General features: G+C 61.1%; 4 protein-coding genes. 1 reads left to right on the plus strand and 3 read right to left on the minus strand.

Annotation, left to right across the window (positions count from 1 at the left end; all coding sequences use genetic code 11):
• Positions 1–22 precede the first annotated feature (22 nt).
• Positions 23–1,174 carry a DegT/DnrJ/EryC1/StrS family aminotransferase gene (locus AB8A23_RS24515; RefSeq protein ID WP_439057869.1) on the minus strand — a complete coding sequence of 384 codons (1,152 nt, stop codon included), beginning with the start codon at positions 1,172–1,174 and terminating at the stop codon, positions 23–25.
• A 76-nt stretch (positions 1,175–1,250) separates the two neighbouring features.
• A complete protein-coding gene (locus AB8A23_RS24520; RefSeq protein ID WP_439057867.1) occupies positions 1,251–2,261 on the minus strand; it encodes a Gfo/Idh/MocA family protein in 1,011 nt (336 codons plus the stop codon).
• Between the two features lie 274 nt (positions 2,262–2,535).
• On the opposite strand from AB8A23_RS24520, the gene AB8A23_RS24525 reads away from it, so the two are divergent.
• Entirely contained in the window at positions 2,536–3,030 is a 495-nt protein-coding gene (locus tag AB8A23_RS24525) for a hypothetical protein (protein WP_439057865.1), read from the plus strand.
• A 126-nt stretch (positions 3,031–3,156) separates the two neighbouring features.
• Here AB8A23_RS24525 and AB8A23_RS24530 read toward each other — a convergent pair whose 3' ends face one another.
• Positions 3,157–21,507: a T1SS-143 repeat domain-containing protein gene (locus AB8A23_RS24530; protein ID WP_439057863.1), complete on the minus strand. Its 18,351-nt coding sequence runs from the start codon at positions 21,505–21,507 to the stop codon at positions 3,157–3,159.
• Positions 21,508–22,052: the final 545 nt, after the last annotated feature.

Genomic DNA, 22,052 nt, shown 5'->3' on the forward strand with positions numbered 1-22,052 from the left:
GCGGCGGTGCAAAACGGCCAAATCAGGCCGCCAGCGCGTCGCGCACAGCCTGGATGACACGATCTTGGGTGGCCTCGTCGAGATAGGCATGAACCGGCAAGCTGATGACATCGGCCGACAGCGCCTCGCAGACCGGCAGGCCGCCATCAACGACAGGATAATCCCTGTAGGCGGTCTGCATATGCATCGACTTCGCATAATAGATCGCGGTCGGCACGCCCTGCGCCTTCAGCGCATTGGCAAAGGCGTCGCGGTCGGTGCCCTTGGGCAGGCGGATCACGTAGCAGGCCCAGATCGACGTATTGCCCTCGGCGACCCGCGGCACGGTGACGAGATTGCCGAGGCTGCGGGCGTAGCGGTCGGCTACTTTGTTGCGGGCGGCGATTTCGTCGTCGAAGATCTTCAGCTTTTCCAGCAGCACCGCGGCCTGGATGGTGTCGAGCCGGCCGGTGATGCCCAGACGGACATTGTCGTATTTGTCGGAGCCCTGGCCATGGATACGGATGCTGCGCAGGTCCTCGGCGAGCTGGTCGTCATCGGTGAAGATCGCGCCGCCGTCGCCGAAACAGCCGAGCGGCTTGGCCGGAAAGAAGCTGGTGGTGGTGGCGAGCGCCGAGGTGCCGATACGCTTGCCCTTATAGGTGGCACCGAAGGCCTGCGCAGCATCTTCCAGCACGAACAGGCCCTCGGCCTCGGCGATGGCGTTGACCGCATCGAGATCGGCGGGCTGGCCGAACAGATCGACCGGGATGATCGCCCGGGGCTTCAGACCGGCCTTCCTGGCGGTGGCAATGCCACGCTTCACGGATTCAGGGCTGATGTTGAAAGTGACTTCATCGACTTCGACAAATACGGGCGACGCGCCGACCAGCGCCACGGCCTCGCCGGTGGCGCAGAAGGTGAAGGACGGGCACAGCACGGCATCGCCCGGGCCGATCTTCTTGGCCATCAGCACCATCATCAGCGCGTCGGTACCGCTGGCACAGCTGATCACGTGCTTGGCGCCGCAATATTTGGCGAGTTCTGCTTCGAGCCTGGCGACTTCCGGACCATTGATGAACTGGCAGTGATTGAGCACACGGGTGACCGCCTCGTCGATCGACGCACCCAGCCGCTGACGCTGCGCACTGAGGTCGATGAAGGGAACGGGGTCGATGCGGGTGTGCTGGTTCATGATGCCTGGCCTGCAGAGTCGTGTTGAAGTCTGGATATTGGACGCCGGCGTATGCATGCGCCGGGCCGCGCTTGCGTCAGCCAACCACCTTGCGGGGCGCCGGACGTGATGCTGTGGCCGCGCGCTTCTTCGGCGCTTCAAGGCACTGGATCGCGATTTCGAGGGAAGCAACGCCCTCCTCGCCGGTCACCGCCGGCACGCCGCCGGTCCGCACCGCATCGAGAAACGCCATCAATTCGGCGCGCAGCGGCTCGTCCTGCCCGACCGGCAGATGCCGCATCGAATAACTGCCATCGGTCTTAAAGCCGAAACATTCGGTGACCTGACGGGTCAGCAGATCGCCCATCACATATTTTCCGCGCGTCGCGACCGTGACGGTGCGCGCCTTGAACGGCGTCAGCCAGTTGGTGTTGATATGAGCGAGTACGCCGGATGCCGTGCGGAACTGCAGCAGCGCGATGTCTTCGCGCTCGGCGACGGCGGAAGCGAGCTGCGGCTGCACCTCGACGATGTCGCTCTCGGTGAACCAGCGGATCAGGTCGATGTCATGCACGGCGAGATCGATGACGACGCCGACATTGGACATGCGCGGCGGGAACGGGCCGACGCGCGTGATGCCGATCGACAGAATGTCCTCGCCCTCGATCGCCCTCTTGATGGTGGCGACGGCGGGGTTGAAACGCTCGACATGGCCGATCATCAGAGTCACGCCAGCCTTTTGCGCGGCATCGACGATCTCGCGTCCCTCTTCCACGGTCGATGCTATCGGCTTCTCGACCAGGACATGGATGCCCTTGGCGATGCAGGCGAGCGCGACTTCGTGATGCAAGTGAGTGGGCGCTGCGATGGTCACGGCATCGACGCCGGCAGCCAGCAGTGCGTCCAGATCGGCAAAGGTCTTGCAGCCGATCAGTTTTTCGGCGCGGGTGCGATGTTCGAGCATGGGATCGACGATGCCGACCATTTCGATGCCCGGCAGCCCGGCCAGCACGCGGCCATGATTGGTGCCCATGACACCTGCGCCCACGACGCCGACCCGCAGCGTGCGCACCGCATCCTTCGCTGCGGAAGTTTCTTTCGACACCATTCAACAAACCTCAGAATTCTTAAAAGCCGGCGCGGCGATTCACCATACTGGCGCCGTGGGTTCTCCTAGCATGCCCGCCACAGATGTGGCGATTGCCCCGCGGAGCTACCCAAACACGTTTTGATTCAAAGAATTACACCAAATCGTGAGACCGGCCAAACGCCCCTCACCGACACGGCCGACGGGCCTGCGATCCATTGATATGACAGCACTTTTGCTGCATCCTTGGGATGTCGCGACGCGCGGTTATCACCTGCCAATCCAGAGAAATTCCATGTTTCGCAAGCCGGTCGTCGCGCTGAGTCTCGTCATAAGCGCTCTGGCGGGAACCGGTGCCGGAACCGCCGTTTGGGCACAGACGCCCTCGCCAGCGCCGCCTGCCACGACACCGACTGTCGTCGAGCAGACCGCCAAGGGCCCGACCGCGCGCAACTTCCAGGTCGGCGTTTATCTCAACGTCCAGCCCGACTGCACCTCGGGCACCCTCCCCGCCTTGCGCATGGTGACCCCACCCGCGAACGGTACCGTCAGTATCAAGCGCGGCAAGGTCAGCGCCACCAACTACAAGCAGTGCCTCGCTTTGGAAGTGCCAGGGTTCATCGCCTTCTATCAATCGAAGGCGGATTTCGTCGGCAGCGATGAGGTGACCATCGAAGTGAAGTATCCGGCGGGACGCACCGAGGTTCAGAAGATCAAGATCGAGGTGGGTGGAACTGGCGGTGGCGTAGTGCCGACAGTACCGAAAGCGCCGCAGGGACAGAAGATCTGACGCGGAGGGCGCGGCCGGCGCGGACTGGCGTCCGCCAGCCGAACCCCGCTGTCTCTTCCCCATAAACAAAACCGCCGGAGGTGACCCTCCGGCGGTTTTCGTTTGCGCGCGGGATCAGCAAGGAGCTCAGGCAGCGTTTGTGAGCTGCTGGGCCTGCTGTTCGATCTTCACCAGCACGTGGTTGCTGATGTCGGCGCTGAGCACGAAGTCCGCCGACGTATACTGGCCGGAGAACGCGATATTCGCGGTATGCGAACCATCGGTCACCGTGAGCACGCCGCCCGTTCCCTGCGCATTCTCGGTGTAGCTCGCCGAAGCGGAGCTACCCAGAATGTCGGTCAGATCGATGGTGTCATTGCCATCGAAGCCGGACAGCATGCCGTGGAAGTCGGCGGAGTCGTCGATCACCAGCGTGCCTTCGGCCGTGCTGTCGAAGGTGATCTGCTCGTCGAACGCGCCGCCGATCTCGAGGCTGGAATGACCCGACAACAGCGCCGAACCGGTGCCTGTGACATTGCCTTCGAGATCGATACTGCCGCCATTCGCCCACAACACACCGTCATTGACGACGTCGCTATGGACATCGAGGCCGCCGGTACCGGTCGCTTCCAGCGTGCCGGTGTTGATCACCGCATTTTCACCGGTGTCGATGACCAGCGCGTTGCTGCCGTCGGCAACGATCGTGCCTTCGTTCAGCAGCGTGAGCTGATCGTCGCCTAGCTGGCCGGCGCCGGAGATGGTGCCGGTGTTGTCGAGCGCTCCGCCGAATGTCGTCAGCGAACCGTCAGCGAGCACCATGTCGCCGCTATTGTGCGTGACCTCACCGAGCGTGGTGTCGAGATTGACCTCGACAAACGCGCCCTGCGACCCATCGGCATAGGTGAAGGTGCCTTTCGACGCCACGGACTGGCCGTCGATGGTACCCGTGTTCGCCGTGGCATCGAGGTTGATGCCGGCGATGCCGAGGCTGGCCAGCGACACCAATTCGCCAGCATCCGTGACGCCGTTGTGGTTGGCATCGACCCAGACCGACAGTTTCGAGAAGGCAGTATCGCCCGCGTCGATCTTGCTGTCATGGTTGCTGTCGAGCGAAGCCAGCGCCGCGACACCGCTTGCGAAGTGTCCGCCGTTGAAGCTCGTCGTGAAGATCTCGGAGCCGCTGTTGATCTTGCCGTCGCCATTCAGGTCATAGGCCAGAATGCCGTCCGTCGAGGTCCAGGCCACCTGATCCTTCGCGCCGTCCGCATTGATGTCGAAGGAGACACCGTTCTGGACCGCAACGAAGGAGAAGCCGTTGTGATCGAGATCGAGCACGATCGGATCGGTGGCACTGCTATAGGCCGAGAAGCTTGCAGCCGTGAGGCCGCTCACCTGCGCCAGCGTCACGCCCTGCAGCACCGCCACCAGGGTACGTCCGGTCGCGTTGCCCCAATCGGCATCGAACCAGATTTCAGCTCGGCCCTGCGTGCTGTTGTAGATGACGACATAGTCGCTCTGAGCCTGGTTCATGGTCAGGCTGTTGATCTGGGCATCGGTCACCGCGGTCTGGAAGACGATGACGCGGTTATCGATATCACCCACCGCAGCCGAATTCGCCACGCTCAGGAAGTCGGACGCGCTCAACCCATTTCCGCCGGTCGTGTTGGTGAAATTGAGGCTTCCGTTATTGCCATCGCCGTTATCGAGCAACGCAATCTTGTCCGTTCCGACCGTGAAGTCCTTGATCGTGTCGGTGCCGGAGGTCGTGCTGAGCTTGAACGTATCCGCACCGGCGCCGCCATAGAGCGTGTCGTTGCCGGCACCGCCATTGAGCGTGTCGTTGCCAGTTCCGCCGACGAGGACATCGTCACCGCCATAACCGTTCATCACGGTGCCGCCATTGGATGCGGTCTGCGTGGTCGAGATGGTGATCGTCTGGTCGGTAGGAGCAGCCCCTGCCGTGATACTGCCAGTAACAGAGTCGGTGGTGCTACCGTGCTTCAGACTTCCGCTTGCCGACGTAATCGCGGTCGAACTCGAAACCGTGAAAACATCGGTGCTCGCGACGTAGGATGCAGAGAAGCCAGCATTAACTAGCACGGTCACCAAACTATTCTCCGCGTTAGCGAAGGTGACACCGCTGGAACTGTTAACCTTATACTCCACCCCATTGATCGTGATGGCGATGCTGCTGCTGGGCCCCCAATTTCCCGGCTCGGCGAAGTTGACGCTTGCGACCCACGGCTTCCCGACATCCGCTGAGTTGTCGACGGCTGCAGCCACCGTGAAGGCATTAGCGGCGCCTGCAGTGCTGGTCAGCGTCACGGCATTGCTGGTCAGATCGCTCGCCCAGGTGACGCCCTTGGCCGAGAGGCTGTTCGCCAGCGTCACACCACCCACGCTCACCGCCTTGAGCGCGTCGTAGACCTGTTCGCCGGTCTGACCGCCGCTCGCGACCGTGTAGTTGTATGTGACACCGTCGACGGAGATCGAGACCTTGTCGCCCTGGTCGTAGCTCGAGGCAAAGGTGATCTTCGATATCTGCGCCACGGGCGTATCGACCGCGACGAGAATATTCGCGGATTCGTTGCCGTCGAGCGCACCGGCGGCATCCTGCGTCACCGTCACGTTGCCGGTGCCCGTCTTCGAGCCATCGGAAACCGTATAGGTGAAGCTGCTGCCGCTGCTGACACCGGAGATCGATCCGCTGCCGAGCGTGCCTGCACTGCTCGCCGTGATGGAGAGCGTATCGCCGTCCACATCCGTGTCATTCGCCAGCAGCGCCCATGTTGGGATGGTGACGCTGGAGCTGTTGGTGAAGATCGCATCGGTGCCGGCGACCGGCGCATCGTTGACGGCCCCCAGGTTGAACGTCACCGTCGCCGTCGACGTCGACGTCGCACCGTGGCTGTCGGTGATCGTATAGGTGAAGCTCGCCGCGCCGTTGTAATTCGCATCCGGCGTGAACGTGATGGTCTGATGATCGGCACTCAGCGACACCGTGCCATGCGTCGCGCCCTGAACCGAGGTGATGCTGAACGTATCGCCAGCATCCGGATCCGAGTCGTTGGCCAGCAAGGTGGCGGCGGAGATGGTCATGACGGTGTCTTCGGTCGGCACCGTGGGGACGCCACCGTATTCGATGACATAGCCGAAGCCTGACTGAGCCATACCGGTACCATCGTTCCACGAACCAAGCGCGGGGCCCTGGGTCCACAGGATCAGACTGTCTTCTTGTGCGTAGGACCAGTTGCCACCCTGGAAGACCCAGACTCCGCCACTCGGCTCACCTGGATTCCAGTTCGTATAGGTGACGGCCTGCCCTGCCTCAGGACCGGTGCCCCACTGCCAGCTTCCTTCCACAGCGGCGTCCGATCCACCCAGCCAGACACCGATGACGCCGGCGTACCAACCGAGATTCGCAACAAAGCTATTCTCGCCGGCCGACGTGATCGTTGCCAGATAACCGCCGGTCGCAGCCGCAGCCGCCTTCGCATCATCCCAAGTGAGATTATCCGTGATCACCTTGTAGTAGTGACCGTTGTAAGCGGTCCATCCGCTCAGGTTTGAGGGCATAGAGTTCGCGGAGCCGGTATAGGTGTCATCGACAGCAACTGGCGCGTGGTTGCCGCTGGTCACCTCAGCGGTCTGCGAGCTCGTTACGTTCTCGTTGAAGCCCTGGCCGTCAGTATAGGTCACGTTGAGCGAGATCTTGTGACCGACATCGCCGGACGTCAGCGTGTAGGTCGCCGCCGTTGCGCCGGCGATGTTCTGACCATCGCTCTGCCAGTGATAGACGATATTGCTCTGCGTACCATCCGGGTCGGTGCCCAGATTGGTCTGCAGGACGTCGCCGATCTTCGGCGCAGGCCCAGCCTGCGTCGTATCGGTGATCGAGATCGAGGCCGCACCGTCATTCACCGGTGTGACAGTGAGGGTGAACGGCTGGGTGGTCGCCGCGGAGTTGTCCTCGTTGCCGTCCTCGACCTTGACCTGGAAGCTTGCCGAACTGGTCTCGCTACCATCGTGCTTGAACGACACCTGGCCGGCCGCCAGTTGCGTGCCCGTGAATGTCGTCGCCACCGCGCCGTTGACCAGCAGCGTGCCGTTGACGAGCGACGAGACGGTGAACGTCTCGCCGGATTCGACGTCGTCCGGGTCCGAGAAGCCGAGATCCGTTGCAACGATCGTGTAAGCGTCACCTTCGGCAACGGTCGCGGCACGATCACCAGTCAGCACCGGCGCATCGTTGGTGCCCGTGATGTTGATCTTCACCGAGGTCGCAGTGCCGTCTGCCGACGTCACTGCGAAGGTCTCGCTATAGACCTGCCCCGCCACGAACTCGTTGTGAGCGGAGGTCGCCGTGAAGCTCCAGACGCCGTTGGTGCCGATCGTGAACGTGCCGTAATTGCCCGACACGTTGTTCTGCGCAACGAAGGTGGCGGAACTATCAACGTCGCTGATCGTCAGTGTCCCACCGGTGCTGATCGCAGCAATGGTATCGCCTTCAGTCAGCGGCACTACCGCCGACGACAGCACCGCAGCATCGTTCGTGCCGGTCACCGTGACCGTCACCGTCTGGGTTGCCGTGGCGCCATGGTTATCAGCCACCGTTGCGGTGAAGACTTCTGTGACCTGCTGCCCATCGCCCAGAGCCTGGACTCCCGGCAGGTTATTATTCAGCGTGTAGGTCCACTTGCCGGTCGCATCGATCGCGATCGTGCCATAGGCCGGCGTGCCGGAAATCGTCCAGATTTGGGGCGCATCATTCGCATCATTGTCGATATCGAAAGCGGTCAACTGGCCGCTGACGACATTGACCGGGGCGTCTTCCACCACCGTTCCCTTGGCGTCGCTTGCGACGGACGTAATCACCGGCGCGTCGTTAGCACCCTGAACCACGATATACACCGTCGCGGTCGATATGCCGCCATGACCATCATTGATCCTGTAAGTGAATTCGTCGGTCATGGTTTGATCGGCTGTAAGCTTCTGCAGGATGCTGACACCCCTCGGATCGTAGCTGATCGTGCCGTCTGCATTCAGAGTGACCGTGGCACCGCTCGCAGCCTCGAAGACCATGTCCACGTTCAACGTGTCATGTTCGGCATCTGTATCGTTAGCAAGCAACGTACTCGCCTGAAACACTGTCACGACGTCTTCGCCGACCACGTACTGGCCATCATTATTCGCAACCGGGTAGTCGTTAACCCCCGTGATCGTGACCGTCACGATCTGCGGGGTACCATCCACCGTAGTGACCGTGAAAGTATCGGACAGGTGTTCGCCTGCCTTCAACGCGTCCACCACCGTATTCTCGTCGTTGACGGTGTAGGTCCAGTGCCCCGAGGCGTCGATCGTATACTTGCCATAGCCACTGGCGGTCGCGGTGGCCGTAGTGACAGCAGTCCAGGCATCGGCAGCGTTGTCGACATCCGTCGAATTCAAATCGCCCGTTGCCGAAGACCCGGTCGTATAGATCATCGCTTCGACGGCCGTGCCTGACGTATTCCCGGAGATGACCGCGGCGTCGTTCACCGGCGTGACGTTGATGTGAATGGTGTCGGTGTCGGTCAGGACGCCGCCGGAACCATTGTGCCCGAGGTCTGAGGTGGTGACCGTGAGGTCGACCCCGCCGTTGTGGTTGAGCGCGTCCTGATAGACGACGCCGTTGGCCAGGGCCAGTGCGGCGTTGATATCGGCCTGGCTACCCGTGAGTGTGACCGTAGCCGAGCCATTGCCGGCGATGGTGACACCTGAACCACCCAGCACCGTGAGCATACCGCTGGTGACCGACAGGGTCGTCGTCACCGACGACGTACCAGCATCGCTATCGCTGATCGACAGGCCGGTGATCGCAAGCGGGGTATCCTCCGCAACCGTGAGCGGACCGGCTGGCAAGGTGTTGACCGGCGCATCATTCACGCCGTTCACGGTGAATGTGAAGGCGCCGGGGACCGGCGTCGAGCTGTCCTGGTTGCCGTCCTCCACATAGACCTGGAAAGTCGTCGGCGAACTGTCCGAACCGTCATGGGTGAAGGTAATCAACCCGGCGGCAAGCTCGGCGGCCGTGAACGACGTCGCCGGAGCGCCACCGTTCATGACGGTGCCGTGCTGAACGCCCGACACATGGAAGACGATTTCGGAGGATGTGTTGTCCGGATCGGTGTAGCCGAGTTCGTCGGCCGTGAGGGTGTGGATCCCACCTTCGGTCACGGTTGCCGCGAGCGGACCCGCCAGCGACGGCGCGTCGTTCATGGGCAGCACATGCACCGTTGCCGTGTGCGTGATGCTGTTATCCAGACCGTCATTGACGACCACGGTCACAGTGCGGTCGCCCGTGCTCGGGGCATCGCCGGTGTACTGATAGACAACACCGCGCATGATGGTCTGGTAGACGGCGTTGGACGCATCGCCGGTCACTGTGAGAACGCCGGTGGTCGCGTCATAGCCATAGGTAAGACCGGCCGCCGTCAGAGCGTTCGTCGCACTCGTATTGAACGAAAGGCCCTCGACACCGAGCCCATCCGGCTGCGTTGTCAACGTGACCTTCATCGAATGCATCGTCGTGGAATCGACGTCGGTAATAGTTGCGCTGCTCAAGATCCACTGCGGCAACTGCTCGACGGCGGTGACAGCGATGTCATTGCCTGCCGACGCAGCACCGTTCAGATCGACGACCGGCGCGTCATTGGTGCCATGGATCTTGATCTCGACCACATGGGTGTCCATGCCGCCGTGACCGTCCGAGACCTGGATCGTATAGCTGAGGACGGATTCCCAGCCATTGGGCAGGAAATCGAAGGCCTGGCCCTGCGAATTGAAGGTCCATGCAAGATCGCCGGCGGCGCTGCCAGCCGGGGTCACGTCACCGGTTGCAACCGTCATGAAGGCCAGCAATTGCGCATTGGTGAAGTGCGATTCAATTCCAGAGCCCGATGCTGTCACCGACAACACGTTCGCGGTGACCGTGTCGGAGAGATCGACGTCCGTCACGCTCAGTGTGCCGTTGGCAGTCAGCCCGGCATTGGTTTCGGTCAGGAACACATGGTCGCTGTCGCCGCCATCAATCGAGATCACCGGCTTGTCGTTGCTGCCGACCAACGTGACCGTGATGTCGCGATAGGCCGACGAACCGTGCCCGTCGCTGACGAGGATGCGGAAGACCTCTTGCTTGGTCTCTCCAGCGCCAAGGAAATTCAGCTGTGCATCGGTGACGTGATACTGCCAATCGACGAAGCCATTGCCGTCATTCAACGTCTCTTCCGCGACCACTGCAGTCACGTATCCGATATAGCCCGCACCCTGAGGCGTCACGGTCAGCGTATGGGTGTCGCCCTGATCGTCATAGATCCAGAAGCCGCCGCCGTTGTAGCCGCCGCCCGAGGAGCTGTCGTTAAAGCGCGTGCGATCTGCCGTCGATCCTGCTTGCGGATCGATTTCCGCATATTCGGTCATCGTTCCGGTGTCGGGAAAACCTATCGAGGTCCCAACAGCGTCATTGGTGCCGTGAATCGTGAACTGATAGACCCCGGACTTGCTGTCGCCATCCGCGTCCGTGACGGTGAATGGCACCGACAGGGTTGCGATCTCACCTTCGCTCAGGCCGTTGAAGCCCCAGCCCGGATTGACCGTCACCTTGCCCGTGACCGGATCGTAGGAGATCGACGGCACGCCGAGCGTGGTACCGGCCGGGGTGGAAATGGTGGCGTGTGCAGTGTCGAATGCCACAGAGCCCGGGCCATCGGCACCGAAGCGGTAGTTAGTCCCGCTGACCAGCGACACGACGGACGAGCCATCCTCGCCGATATCCGCGTGGAAGAGCGGCAGTGACGTCGACGACGCCTGAACCAGGCTGACATTCGCGAGATAGGTGCCGGTGTTGTCGCCCGCGTAACCAACCTCCTTGAAGGTGACGGTGTTCGCACCACCGGCCGCAATGAGGTCGAGCGTCTGGATGGCCATGGTCGAGCCCGGCGCATAGGTGCCAAAGAGCTGCCCGTTCCAATAGACCTGGAGTCCCGAGGACGACGGATCGTACGTGCCGATCTCGAAGCTCAGCGTATAGTGCTGGCCGGCCGTCAGACCGTTGAGGGTCTGGGAGACTGCGATGTTGCCCGGCGATGCACCGAGGTCAACCATCGGTTCGCCATTCGACGTCACAACCCCGAAATAGCCGCTTGGGACGCGCTCGAGCTGAACACCGGTCTGGCCGGCTTCCGTACCGGTGATCTTCCAACCGGTAGCGCCCGTCGCCCAATCACCGTACGAGGCGTCATGCCAGGAACTGCCGCCCGAGAAATCGCCGTTGGTGAGCAGGTTGGCCTGCGTCGCGTTGCCGATGATCACCGGCACGTCATCGCCGACAACGACGCGCAGATAGCTCTCCACATAGTCGCCGTCACCATCGGTGACGCGATAGCTAAGATTGAATCCTTCACCGAGTTCGCCGGCGCCATTCGGATGATGGATAGCCGCGAACTGCTCCACCTGATATTCGCCGGTGGTCGGATTGAGAGTGACCGTGAAGACCTTCACGTTCACGTTGTTCTGCAGTTGATAGACCTCAAAAACGTTGCCGTTGATAACGCTGGTATATCCACCGGTCGGCAGCGTCGCGCTGACCCACGACAGATGACCGTTGCTGTCCGCACCGAAGTTGTGACTCAACGTACCCGACGCCGTTGCCGTATCGCCGGGCTCAGGATTGCCGTTGATCAGCGCATCGTCCTGTACGCCTGCGCGCTGAACTGTCGTCGCCGGAATGGTCGGGACCGAATCCGTCACGTTGATGTGGATCGCCTGATCCACATAGTCGCCGTCCCCGTCGGTCGCGCGCACCGTGAAGCCGAGATCGAGCGTGTTCGAATTCGCCGCGTGATCGAGGTTCTGGAACAACGTGAAGATATAGGTCGGATTCGAGGGCGAGCTGAGCGCCACGATGAAGACCGGATTGTCGACCGTGTCGCCATGCTTGAAGGCGACGAGCTGCTTCTCGCCATACTGGGTGGTCCGCAGCACGTAGTCGAGCGCCACGCCGTCCGATGTCAGACCGGCCGGATGCACAGGCTGGCCATTGCTGTCGGTCGCAAAGTCGAGATGCGCGCCGACCTTGTCACCGCCGATCGTGATCTTCAGGCTGCCATAGGCCACCTGCGCCAGGGGCGTGCTGGTCTCGTCGACTGCCACAGTCGCCGCAGCACCAGCCAGGACGGGAGCATCGTCGGTCACGGTCACGATGAGCTGATCGTGCAATGCAACGATATCGCCGTCGCCATCGCGAACGGTAACCGCCGAAGAAAGATCGAGCGCAAGCGTATCTGTTCCGCCGGTAACGGCGATATCCTGATGACCCGAATTTACCGTCGTCTGCCCGTTCGGGGCACCCGGTCCGGTCAACTCGAAGTGCACGTTGGGCGGCGTCGAGATTTGTCCAACGTTGATAAAGATCGTCGTGTTCGCAGCGATCGACAGCGGATAATCGGTGCCGCCGGACGTGTTATCCAGGACCCAGTTAACCGCCGTGTTTCCGCTGTTCGTGATGCTGATGATGACATCGCCGTCTGGCAGGCGGCCTTCAAAAGCACGAGGATTGCCGTTGATCGCCGCAACCGCATAGATTTCGCCCGGCTGGTCGATCGCTGCGACCGGAATCGAGGCATTGTCGATCACGTAATTCGCAACGTGATCAATTTGCCCCTTGAGCGTGAACGTGTAAGCGCCGGTCGAGGCATTGACTGCGAAGGTGAAGATCTGGTTCGAACCAGCCCAAGCGATGAGCGTGTTTCCGACGACCGTATAGGTCAGCACAACACCGCCCGAAGTCAGTGAAGTCAGTGACGCCGACAGGCCCGTGGTCTCCACCACAAAGGTACCGGGCGAATCCGCTCCCATTGAAACCAGTGACGACAGATTCCCGACAAGGATCGAATCGTCGGTACCTGCATCACCATTCTTGTTATCGGCGTTTCCGGCCTGCGTGCCGGTCGACAGATCGCCGGTAGCGGTGCTCAGTTCGCTTTCATAGACCGCTCCCGTAAGCACGGCAGCAGCCGCGGTCGGAGCGTCGTCATCGACGGTGACCGTGAAGTGTCCGTTCGCCTTGTCACCGTCGCCGTCCTTGGCAGTGAAGTTAAAGGTGAAGGTGAGATCGTCCTCTTGGCCCGCGATCGGATGATCGAGGTTTGCGTTCTGCGTGAAGGTGTAGGCACCGTTCGCCGAGGCGCTCGACAGAACGGCCGAGAACACCACACGGGCATCGCTGAGCGACGTCGGCGCGGTGGCGCCGGTGTAGCCGATCAGGGTCACGGCATCGATCATCGCATAATGAACGGCCTGCCCGTTCGACGTCAGCGACGCAGTCACGTCGTTGCCATTGGCATCCTTGACGACGATGTTGGCCAGTCCGTTCGAATGATCGGTGAAGGTGACGGCGGCATCGACCACGACCGGGCCGCTGCTGGTATTCTGCGTGACGACCAGGTTGTCGGCCATCACGTAACCGTTGAAGCCGTTACCAGTATAGATCTCGAGCCTGTCGATCAGAACATTCGCGAACGGTGTACCCGCGGCATTGAAATGCGTGGGCGTGCCCGACGTGAGCGCTGCAACATTGGCCACGCTCAACGTATAGGTTGCGACGAGATTGTTGTTGGAATCGTAGCCCTTCAGAATGACGGTCGGTGTCGTTGCGGCACCCGACAGTCCCAGGTCGATCGCGTCCAGCTTGAACGGCAAGCTGTCATTGGCATTGATGATAATCGGATTGTTGATGCCGCCGAACACGATCCCCGAGGCAGATGGATGATTGACCGTGCCCTGGGTGACGATCAGATCGGCAGTCAGGTTGCTGTTGCCGCTGAATGTAAATGTCTGCGTCGACGTGCCGCCCGTAACGGTCGCCGCCTTGCCGTCGGCGCCGAACGCAATCGCCAGCGAACCGGACGTGGTGCGCGTACCGTTGTCACCCTGGGCAATCGTCAGGTCGCCCGGATAACCGTCGTCCTTGTTGCCGCCGGCCAGATTGCCTTCATCGACGAAGCCCGCCACGGCTGTCCCGAGGACGACGGTATCGTCGTTGACATTCACGGTGAGCGAGCCGGTCGCCGTATCGCCATCGCCATCGGTGACGGCGATGTTGAAGGTCAGCGCCTTGTTGTCTTCCGTCGTGCTGTTGGCGGGATGGACGACCGGTGCGTTGACGGTGACGCTATAGGAACCGTCGGCATTGATGACAAGCACGGCGGCCGAGCCGTAATGCGCGCTGGTTGCCGTCCAGGTGGTGACACCATTGGCGCCCACCACCGGCGAGCCCCAGGTCGCGGTCTCGGTCTGCGCGAAGCCATTGGCGTCCTTGTATATGACGCCGAAGGTTGCCGACGTCATCGCAACGGATTTCACGCCGTCTGCACCAGCAGTGAACAGGCTGCCGGCAGCGCCGGAGACCGTCTTCACGTCGGGGCTCACATCGCCCGACACATTTGCGGTGTTGGCCGGGAACAGCGACTGCGCTTCATCGTCAAGCGTCGTCGCGGCCGTCACGATGCCCTTCGACACCGGTGTGTCGTCATTGACGTTGACCGTCAGCGAGCCGGTGGCGGTGTCACCATCGCCGTCGGTGACCGTGAAGTTGAAGGTCAGCGCCTTGTTCTCTTCCGTCGTTCCAGGCGTTGCATGCGCGATCGGCGCGTTCACGGTCAGCGTGTACGAACCGTTCGCACCAATGACCAGAACCGCTGCTGAGCCGTAATGCGAGCTAGTCGCCGTCCAGGTGGTGGCGCCATTGGCGCCCACCACGGGCGAGCCCCAGGTCGCGGTCTCGGTCAGAGCGAAGCCGTTGGCATCCTTGTAGACGACGCTGAAGGTCGCGGATGTCATTGCGACCGATTTGAAGCCATCAGCACCGGCGGTGAACAGGCTGCCGGCGGCTCCCGACGTGGTGTTGGTGTCCGGGCTCACATCGCCAGACCCACCTCCGGCATTGGTCGGCGTGAAGACGGTCTGCGCTTCGTCATCAAGTGTCGTCGCGGCCGTCACGGTGCCCTGGGATACCGGGGTATCGTCATTGACGTTAACCGTCAGCGATCCGGTGGCTGGATCGTTATCGCCGTCGGTCACGGTGTAGTTGAAGGTCAGCGACAGGTTTTCTTCATTAGCTCCGGCCGTTGGATGCACCAATGGCTTGGAGGTTGTGAAGGTGTAAGAGCCGTTTGCACCGATCGCCAATGTTGCCACGGTGGCGCCACTGACGGCACCGATCGCGGTCCAGGTGGTCACGCCACCCGATACACTTGCCGATCCCCACGTGACGGATTCCTGGTGAGCAACGCCGTTGGCATCCTTGTAAATCGCACTGAATGCCGTCGTCGTCCCAAGCGTCACGCTCTTGAACCCGTCCGCGCCGGCCGAGAACAGCGCACCGGCTGCGCCCGTTGCCGAGGTGGCATTGGTGACATCGCCAGCGCCGCCCGCGTTGCCGCCAGCAAATGCATCGTCGTCCAGCACCGTCGCCGCGGCTACCGCTCCCGTCGTAACTGGCGAATCGTCATTGACCGTGACGGTGAATGTCGATGCCGCTGTGACATCGCCATCGGCGTCCGTGGCCTGATAGCCGAAGCTGAGGGTGATATCGTTCTCGTTGTTACCTGCCGGGTGATCGAGATGCTTCAGCAGGTTGAAGGTATAGTTGCCCGAGGATAGATCGCTGAGCGAGACAGTGAACACCTGGCTGCCAGCCGATGGCGGCGTCGAGCCATTCACCGGGTTGCTGCCGGTGTAGCCATAAACCGTATTACCGACGACCCACAGTTTGACCTGCGCCCCATCGACGGTCAGAGGGCCGACATTGGACATCGCATTCTGGCCATCGCTGATGCCAGAGAACGCCACCGAGCGATCGGCCGCCCCGGAATTGTTGTTGTCAGCTCCCCAGGAGATAGCAAGCGATCCCATCGCTGACGTTGCGGCACCGGCGAGATCTCCGGTGGCAGGCTGCGTGTTGCCGCCCGTCAGACCGTCCTCATCGACCGAAACCGCCTGCGCCGTTCCGATAGACGGCCGGCCGTTATCATCGCTGATCGTAACCGTGAAGCTGCTGTTGTCAGTGTCACCGTCCGCATCCGTGGCGACGAAGCCAAGCTGCAGCGACAGTGCACTGCCCTGGCCAGATCCGACGTGATCCAGATTATCCAGCAGCTCGAAGGTGTAGGTACCGTTGCCCGTATCGGACAGCGTGATGTGGAACACCTTGCGATCGTTGATCGTCAGCGAGCCGCCGTTGTCGTTTGCCATGCCCCAGATCTCCGTATCGGAGATCCGCAGGAACTGCACGGTCACACCGTCTGACTTGAGCACGGGACTTCCGGCGCCCGTGGTGTGCACGCTGTCGCCGGAGTCGATGGATGACGAGAACGCGACCGAACGGTTTGCAGTGCCGCTGTTGTTGTCGTCCGCGCCCCAATTGATGTTCAGCGACTTGTTCAACGCAGCCTGGGGCACGAATTCCTCGCCCCCGCCCACAATGGTCGTATCTTCGGTCAACGTCGAAGCAACCGGTGCGCCGATTTCCGGCACGTCGTCGCGGATCGTCACGGTAAAGTTGCTGCTGCTGGTATCGCCGTCACCGTCAGTCGCGGTGTAGCTGAAGGTCAGGTTAACCAGATTGGTGCCGCTGCCGGTAGGATGATCGAGGTTACCGAGCAGCTTGAAGGTGTAGGAGCCATCATTGGCATCGCTGAGCGTCACTTCGAAAATGCGCGTGCCGCTTGCCAGGTTGGCGCCGATATAGCCGACCAGCTTCTGACCGTCGAATGCGTATTGAACCGTCTGGCCATCCGAGCGGAGCGTCAGGTTCTGGCCATTGCTGTTCTCTGCATCGACGTTGTCCGCCGCCGAGTTGAAGCGGAAGCCCACAGTGCGATCGCCGAGCCCGCCTCCGGCGGACGGATTCGCGTCATCCGCGCCCCAGGAGATGTTGAGATCACCGGTAGCGGTCAGACCGGGCGCATTCGGCGATGTGCCATTCGAGAGATCATTTTCATTGATGGTCCGGCCATCGCCGGTATGTGCCTCAGGCGCGTCATCCACGATGGAGACCACGAAATCGGCCGTCGCGGAGTCGCCGTCGGAATCGGTGGCCTTGATGCCAAAAGATAGAGTCCGGCTGTCATCATTCTGCCCCGACGCAGCGTGATCGATATTGTCAAACAGCGTGAACTTGTAGCTGCCATCACCACTATCGGACAGTTCAACGGTGAACACCGTGCGAACGCCAGCCTTGGCAGTCAGTACCGTTCCGTCCGCCGAGATCGAATAGACGATCGCGGTGCCGTCCGACGTCAGACCCGTGGCCCCGGCTGCGGTCGTGAAGACGACCGAACGGTTGTTTGTTGCGCCCGAATTATTGTTATCTGCGCCCCAGTTGATGTTGAGATCACCGAGCTGAACGGTCGAGTTCGGCGCATCCGGGAATGTCGTGTCATAGAACGTGGTCGGCAGACTGTCTTCACGAACGGATTCGGACTCCGTGTTACCGATCGTCGGCACATCATCCTTGACCGTAACGCTGAACACGCTGCTGCTCTTGTCGCCGTCCGAGTCGGTGGCCGTATAGTCGAACGTAAATGTCAGCGTGTTCTGGCCATCGGCGGTCGGATGGTCGACATATCCGAGCAGCGTGAACGTGTACGAGCCGGTGTTGTCATCGTCGAGAGAGACGACGAACACACGGTTGAAGAACGGGTTATTGCCGGTATAGGCGACGAGATCCTCGCCAATAATAGTATAGTGGACGGTTGCTCCGTCGGATGTCAGATTCACGAGATTATTATTGACATCGCGCACCGCGACGTTGTCCGCAGCCGCCGTGTGCTCGAACGACACGGAACGGTTGGCAACATTCCCGCCATCGTGATCGTCGGAGTTCCAGTCGATGTTCAGCCGGCCGCCGACCTGCAGGTCGAAGAGGTTCGGTGACGTCCCGCTCAGGAGATCGTCCTCGTCCACGCCGCGCGTGTCTCCCACGCCTGCCACCGGCACGTCGTCGGTCACATGGACGGTGAAGCTGGCTGGCGCCGTCGTGTCGCCGTCGCTGTCGGTCGCCGTGAAGCCGAAGGTGAGCGCCAGATCGTTCTTGGCGTTGCCTGAGGCATGATCGAGATTGTCGAGAAGCTTGAACGTATAGGTGCCATTAGCCGTATCGGACAGCTGAACAGTGAAGACAGTCGCTCCACCTGCCTTGGCTGTCAGCAACTGCCCATTGTCCGAGAAGCTATAGGTCAGCGCCGTCCCGTTCGATGTCAGATGCAGCGCGTTCAGGCTCGTCAGCGTCGCGGCTGTGAAGGCCACAGAGCGGTCGCTCGCCCCTGGTCCTGACACCTGGTTGTTATCATCCGAATTCCAGTCCACCGCGAGTGAGCCGGTTGCGGTCGCGGAGATAAATGCGTTCGACGACGACGGACTGGTGCTCTCGACGAGAGTCAGGACATCCGGGGTACCGATGCTCGGCGCGTCGTCGGTGACATTGACCGTAAAGGATGCAGGCGACGTGGTATCGCCGTCGCTATCAGTCGCCGTGAACGAGAATGTCAGCGGCAGGCTGGCGCCATTCGCGCCGGCGTGGTCCAGGTTGTCGAGCAGATTGAACGTGTAGGTACCGTTGCCGGTATCCGAGAGCTGCACAGTGAACACCGTGCGTGCGCCCGCTGTCGCTGTCAGCAACATGCCGTTGTCGGACAGCGTGTAGATGATCGTCTGGCCGTTGGAGGTCAGACCCGACGGCGCCGCGCTGCTGGTGAAGGCGACGCTGCGATCATTCGTGCCGCCGGCGTTGGCATCATCGGAATTCCAGTCAACATTCAGCGAGATGCCGTTCAAGGCCTTCGCGATAAATGCGTTGGAGCTCTCGGCTGATGTACTCTCGACCAGGGTTTCGCCAGCAATGGCGCCGGTCGTCGGCACGTCGTCGTTGATGTTAACACTAAATGACGAACCAACCGGGTCGCCATCAGCATCCGTCGCCGTGAAGTTGAAGCCGAGCGCGATCGACGCACCGTTGGCTCCGACGTGGTCCAGGTTATCCAGCAGGGTGAAGGTGTAGGTGCCGCTATCGACGTCAGACAGCTTCACGGTGAAAACGACGCGTTCACCCGCCGAGGCAGTCAACAGCGTTCCGTTTTCCGACAGCACATAGGTGATGGCCTCACCATTCGAGGTGAGCCCGGAAGGCGCTGCGGCGGTTGTGAAAGCGACCTTGCGGTCGATCGACGCGCCGTTGTTGTTCACATCGTCGGCGCCCCAATTGATATTGAGCGAAACATTATCGAGCGAAGTCGACACAAAGCCGTTCGTCGCACCGCTCTGCGTCTGCTCGGACAGCGTCTGGCTCTCGATTCCCCCTGCCGTCGGCACATCGTCGGTGATGTTGACCGTGAAATTCGCTGGAACCGTCGAGTCGCCATCGCTGTCGGTCGCAATGAAGCCAAATGTCAGCGCCTGGCTGCCTTCGGAGCTGCCCCGATGGTCCAGATTGTCCAGCAAGGTGAAGTCGTAGCTGCCATTTCCGCTGTCGGACAACTGCACGGTGAAGATCGTGCGCGCGCTATGGCCTTCGCTGGCCGCAGTCGTCGCCGTCAACAACGTACCGTCGGCGGAGATCGTGTAGATGATCGTTGCGCCGTCCGAGGTCAGACCCAGCGCTTCGAGCGCGGTTTGGGTCGCTGCGGTGAATGTGACCGAGCGATCATGTGCGCCACCCGTAGCAGTCGGATTCTGATTGTCCGAACGCCAATCGATGTGCAGCGATACGGCGCCCGTATCCTTCGGCGTAAATGAACCGCCGACCACCAGCAAGGAGGGCATGTCCCCGCCGCCTTCGCTCGGCAGCGTTTTGCCTTCGCTCAGGGTGCTTGCGTCGGCCGGACCGGTCACAACCGGCACCGTATCCGCAATCACCGCATGCAGCGTGCCGTTGACCGTATCGCCATCGCTGTCCGTCGCAGTGAAGTTGAAGGCCAGATCGATGTTCTGGAACGTGGCTGAACCATTATCGTGATCCAGCGAACGATACTGGGTGACGACATAGCTGCCGCTATTGCTGGCGTCGGACAGGGTCACGACGAAGACGACGTTGTTGGCAATTCCGCCTTCGCCACCCTCGCCTTCACCGCTCGGCGTGCCGCTCTGCTGCAGGTCGGCGAGGCTGGTCGGCGCGGTCGCGCCTGTATAGGCAACCAGCACAGTGCCGTTTTCGAGCAGCACGTAGTGGACGGTCTCGCCATGCGACGTCAGCGTACCGATGGCCGTTGCACCGTCGCCGGTGGCCGTCACCTGCGTGTTGGCAAACACGACCGAGCGGTCGCCCGTTGCGCCGGTGGTCGCGGATACGCCGCCATCGACATGATCGTTGTAGCGATCGGCACCCCAGGAGATTCCCAGCGAGCCCGTCTGCGTCGCCGGATTGCCGGACAGCGGATCCGTCAGCGCGGCATCGGCAGGCGTGCCGATCACTGGCGTATCGTCGTTGATGCCGATCGGAATCGTGACGGCCACAGTGTCGCCACTACCATCCGTCGCGATCACGTTGATCGAGAGATTGATCGTATCTTCGGTACCGCCGATCGGATGATCGAGCGGACGCAACAGGGTGAAGGTGTAGTTGCCCTGCAGCGATGAAGCATCCAGGGACACCGTGAAGACCTGATTGGCGGCAACATTGAAATCGCCACCGACATAGCCGATCAGCACGGGCTGGCCGTTCACGGTGGTGAAAGCGAGCTGAACGGTCTGACCATCCGAGGTCAGGCCGGCGAGCGTCGGCTGATTCAGCGAGAACGCGAAGCTGCGATTCGAACCATCGGTACCGAAATCGACATTGAGCGAACCGGTCACGGACGTCGCGGTGCCGCCCGTGTCACCGGTGCCGCCGAGATTGCCTTCCGCAAAACCGTCTTCGTTCAGCGTCACAGCCGTCACGCCGCCGGGAATCGGCGACGGGTTAGGCGTTCCATCGTCGAGATTATCGAAGCCGCCACCAGTGTCTTCGCCCGTCAGCAGCGCGAGACGCGCGCCGGAGGCAGCAAGCGCGCCGACGGTCGCATCACCGAAATTCGCGCCGCCCGTCGGGCCCGTTGCACCGCCGGCTGCGGGCAGAACGGACTGATCGGTGGTGATCGGAAATGTTTGCGCGAACTGCTCGCCTGTCAGCGTGCGATCGGAGCCCATGTCGAATGCGAGATCGATGAGCGGCTTGCCCATCGAGTCGAACACCGGATCGACAGTCACCGTCGACTGATTGTCGAACAGGATGATCAGCTTTTCACCGACCTTGACGAAGGTCAGCTTCTCGCTCGCGATATCAGCAAAATCGAGCTTGGTGTTCCCGTCGAGATGGACCGAAATGGCCTGCCCATTTTGCGGCTTCTCGAGCTTCAGGTTCTTCGGAGACGGCGGGGTCTGCGTGGTGGAACCGGCGAGCTGCGCGAGCAATACGGGAGCGTTCATGACTACAACCTCAAGCTGATCGGACCGAAAAACGTCCAAGTCCTGCGAGGGTTAAAATATTCTTAAGAACGCAGAGACGTCAATGAATACCTGTAAAATTTGAAGCGTTTTCGTTGCATTGGTTAAGTTCAAAAATGAAACAGCGTATTAATAAAGATGAACCATTCGACAGTAATACTTCATTTAGACAGTCTATTTTTGGGAATGCCCGGAAAAATCCACAAATCGCGGCGTATCTATTGTAAAAATAAGAAAGTATTCGAAAAAACGACTTATTTTATACTTGATAAGATGACTTCTCATATCGCACTGAACAACGAAATCAGCTCACAACCACAGGCACCTCCGCCAATATTGGACGGGCGCCTGAATTTGCTTTCGCGAGCCGATATCGACAGCGGCGCGAACCGCCGCGCAGTGATCGCCCTTCGCGAGTAAATTTCGAAATGGGACAGTTGCTTAAAGCGCATTCGTGTCACGGCCAGATGGCAGGGTCGCCATTTGCAGTGCGCATTCCGCGAATCTCTGGGATCGCGGACTTGTTC

Origin of the sequence: Tardiphaga sp. 619_E2_N8_4 (assembly GCF_051810905.1) — a bacterium.
Classification (GTDB): Bacteria; Pseudomonadota; Alphaproteobacteria; order Rhizobiales; family Xanthobacteraceae; genus Tardiphaga; species Tardiphaga robiniae.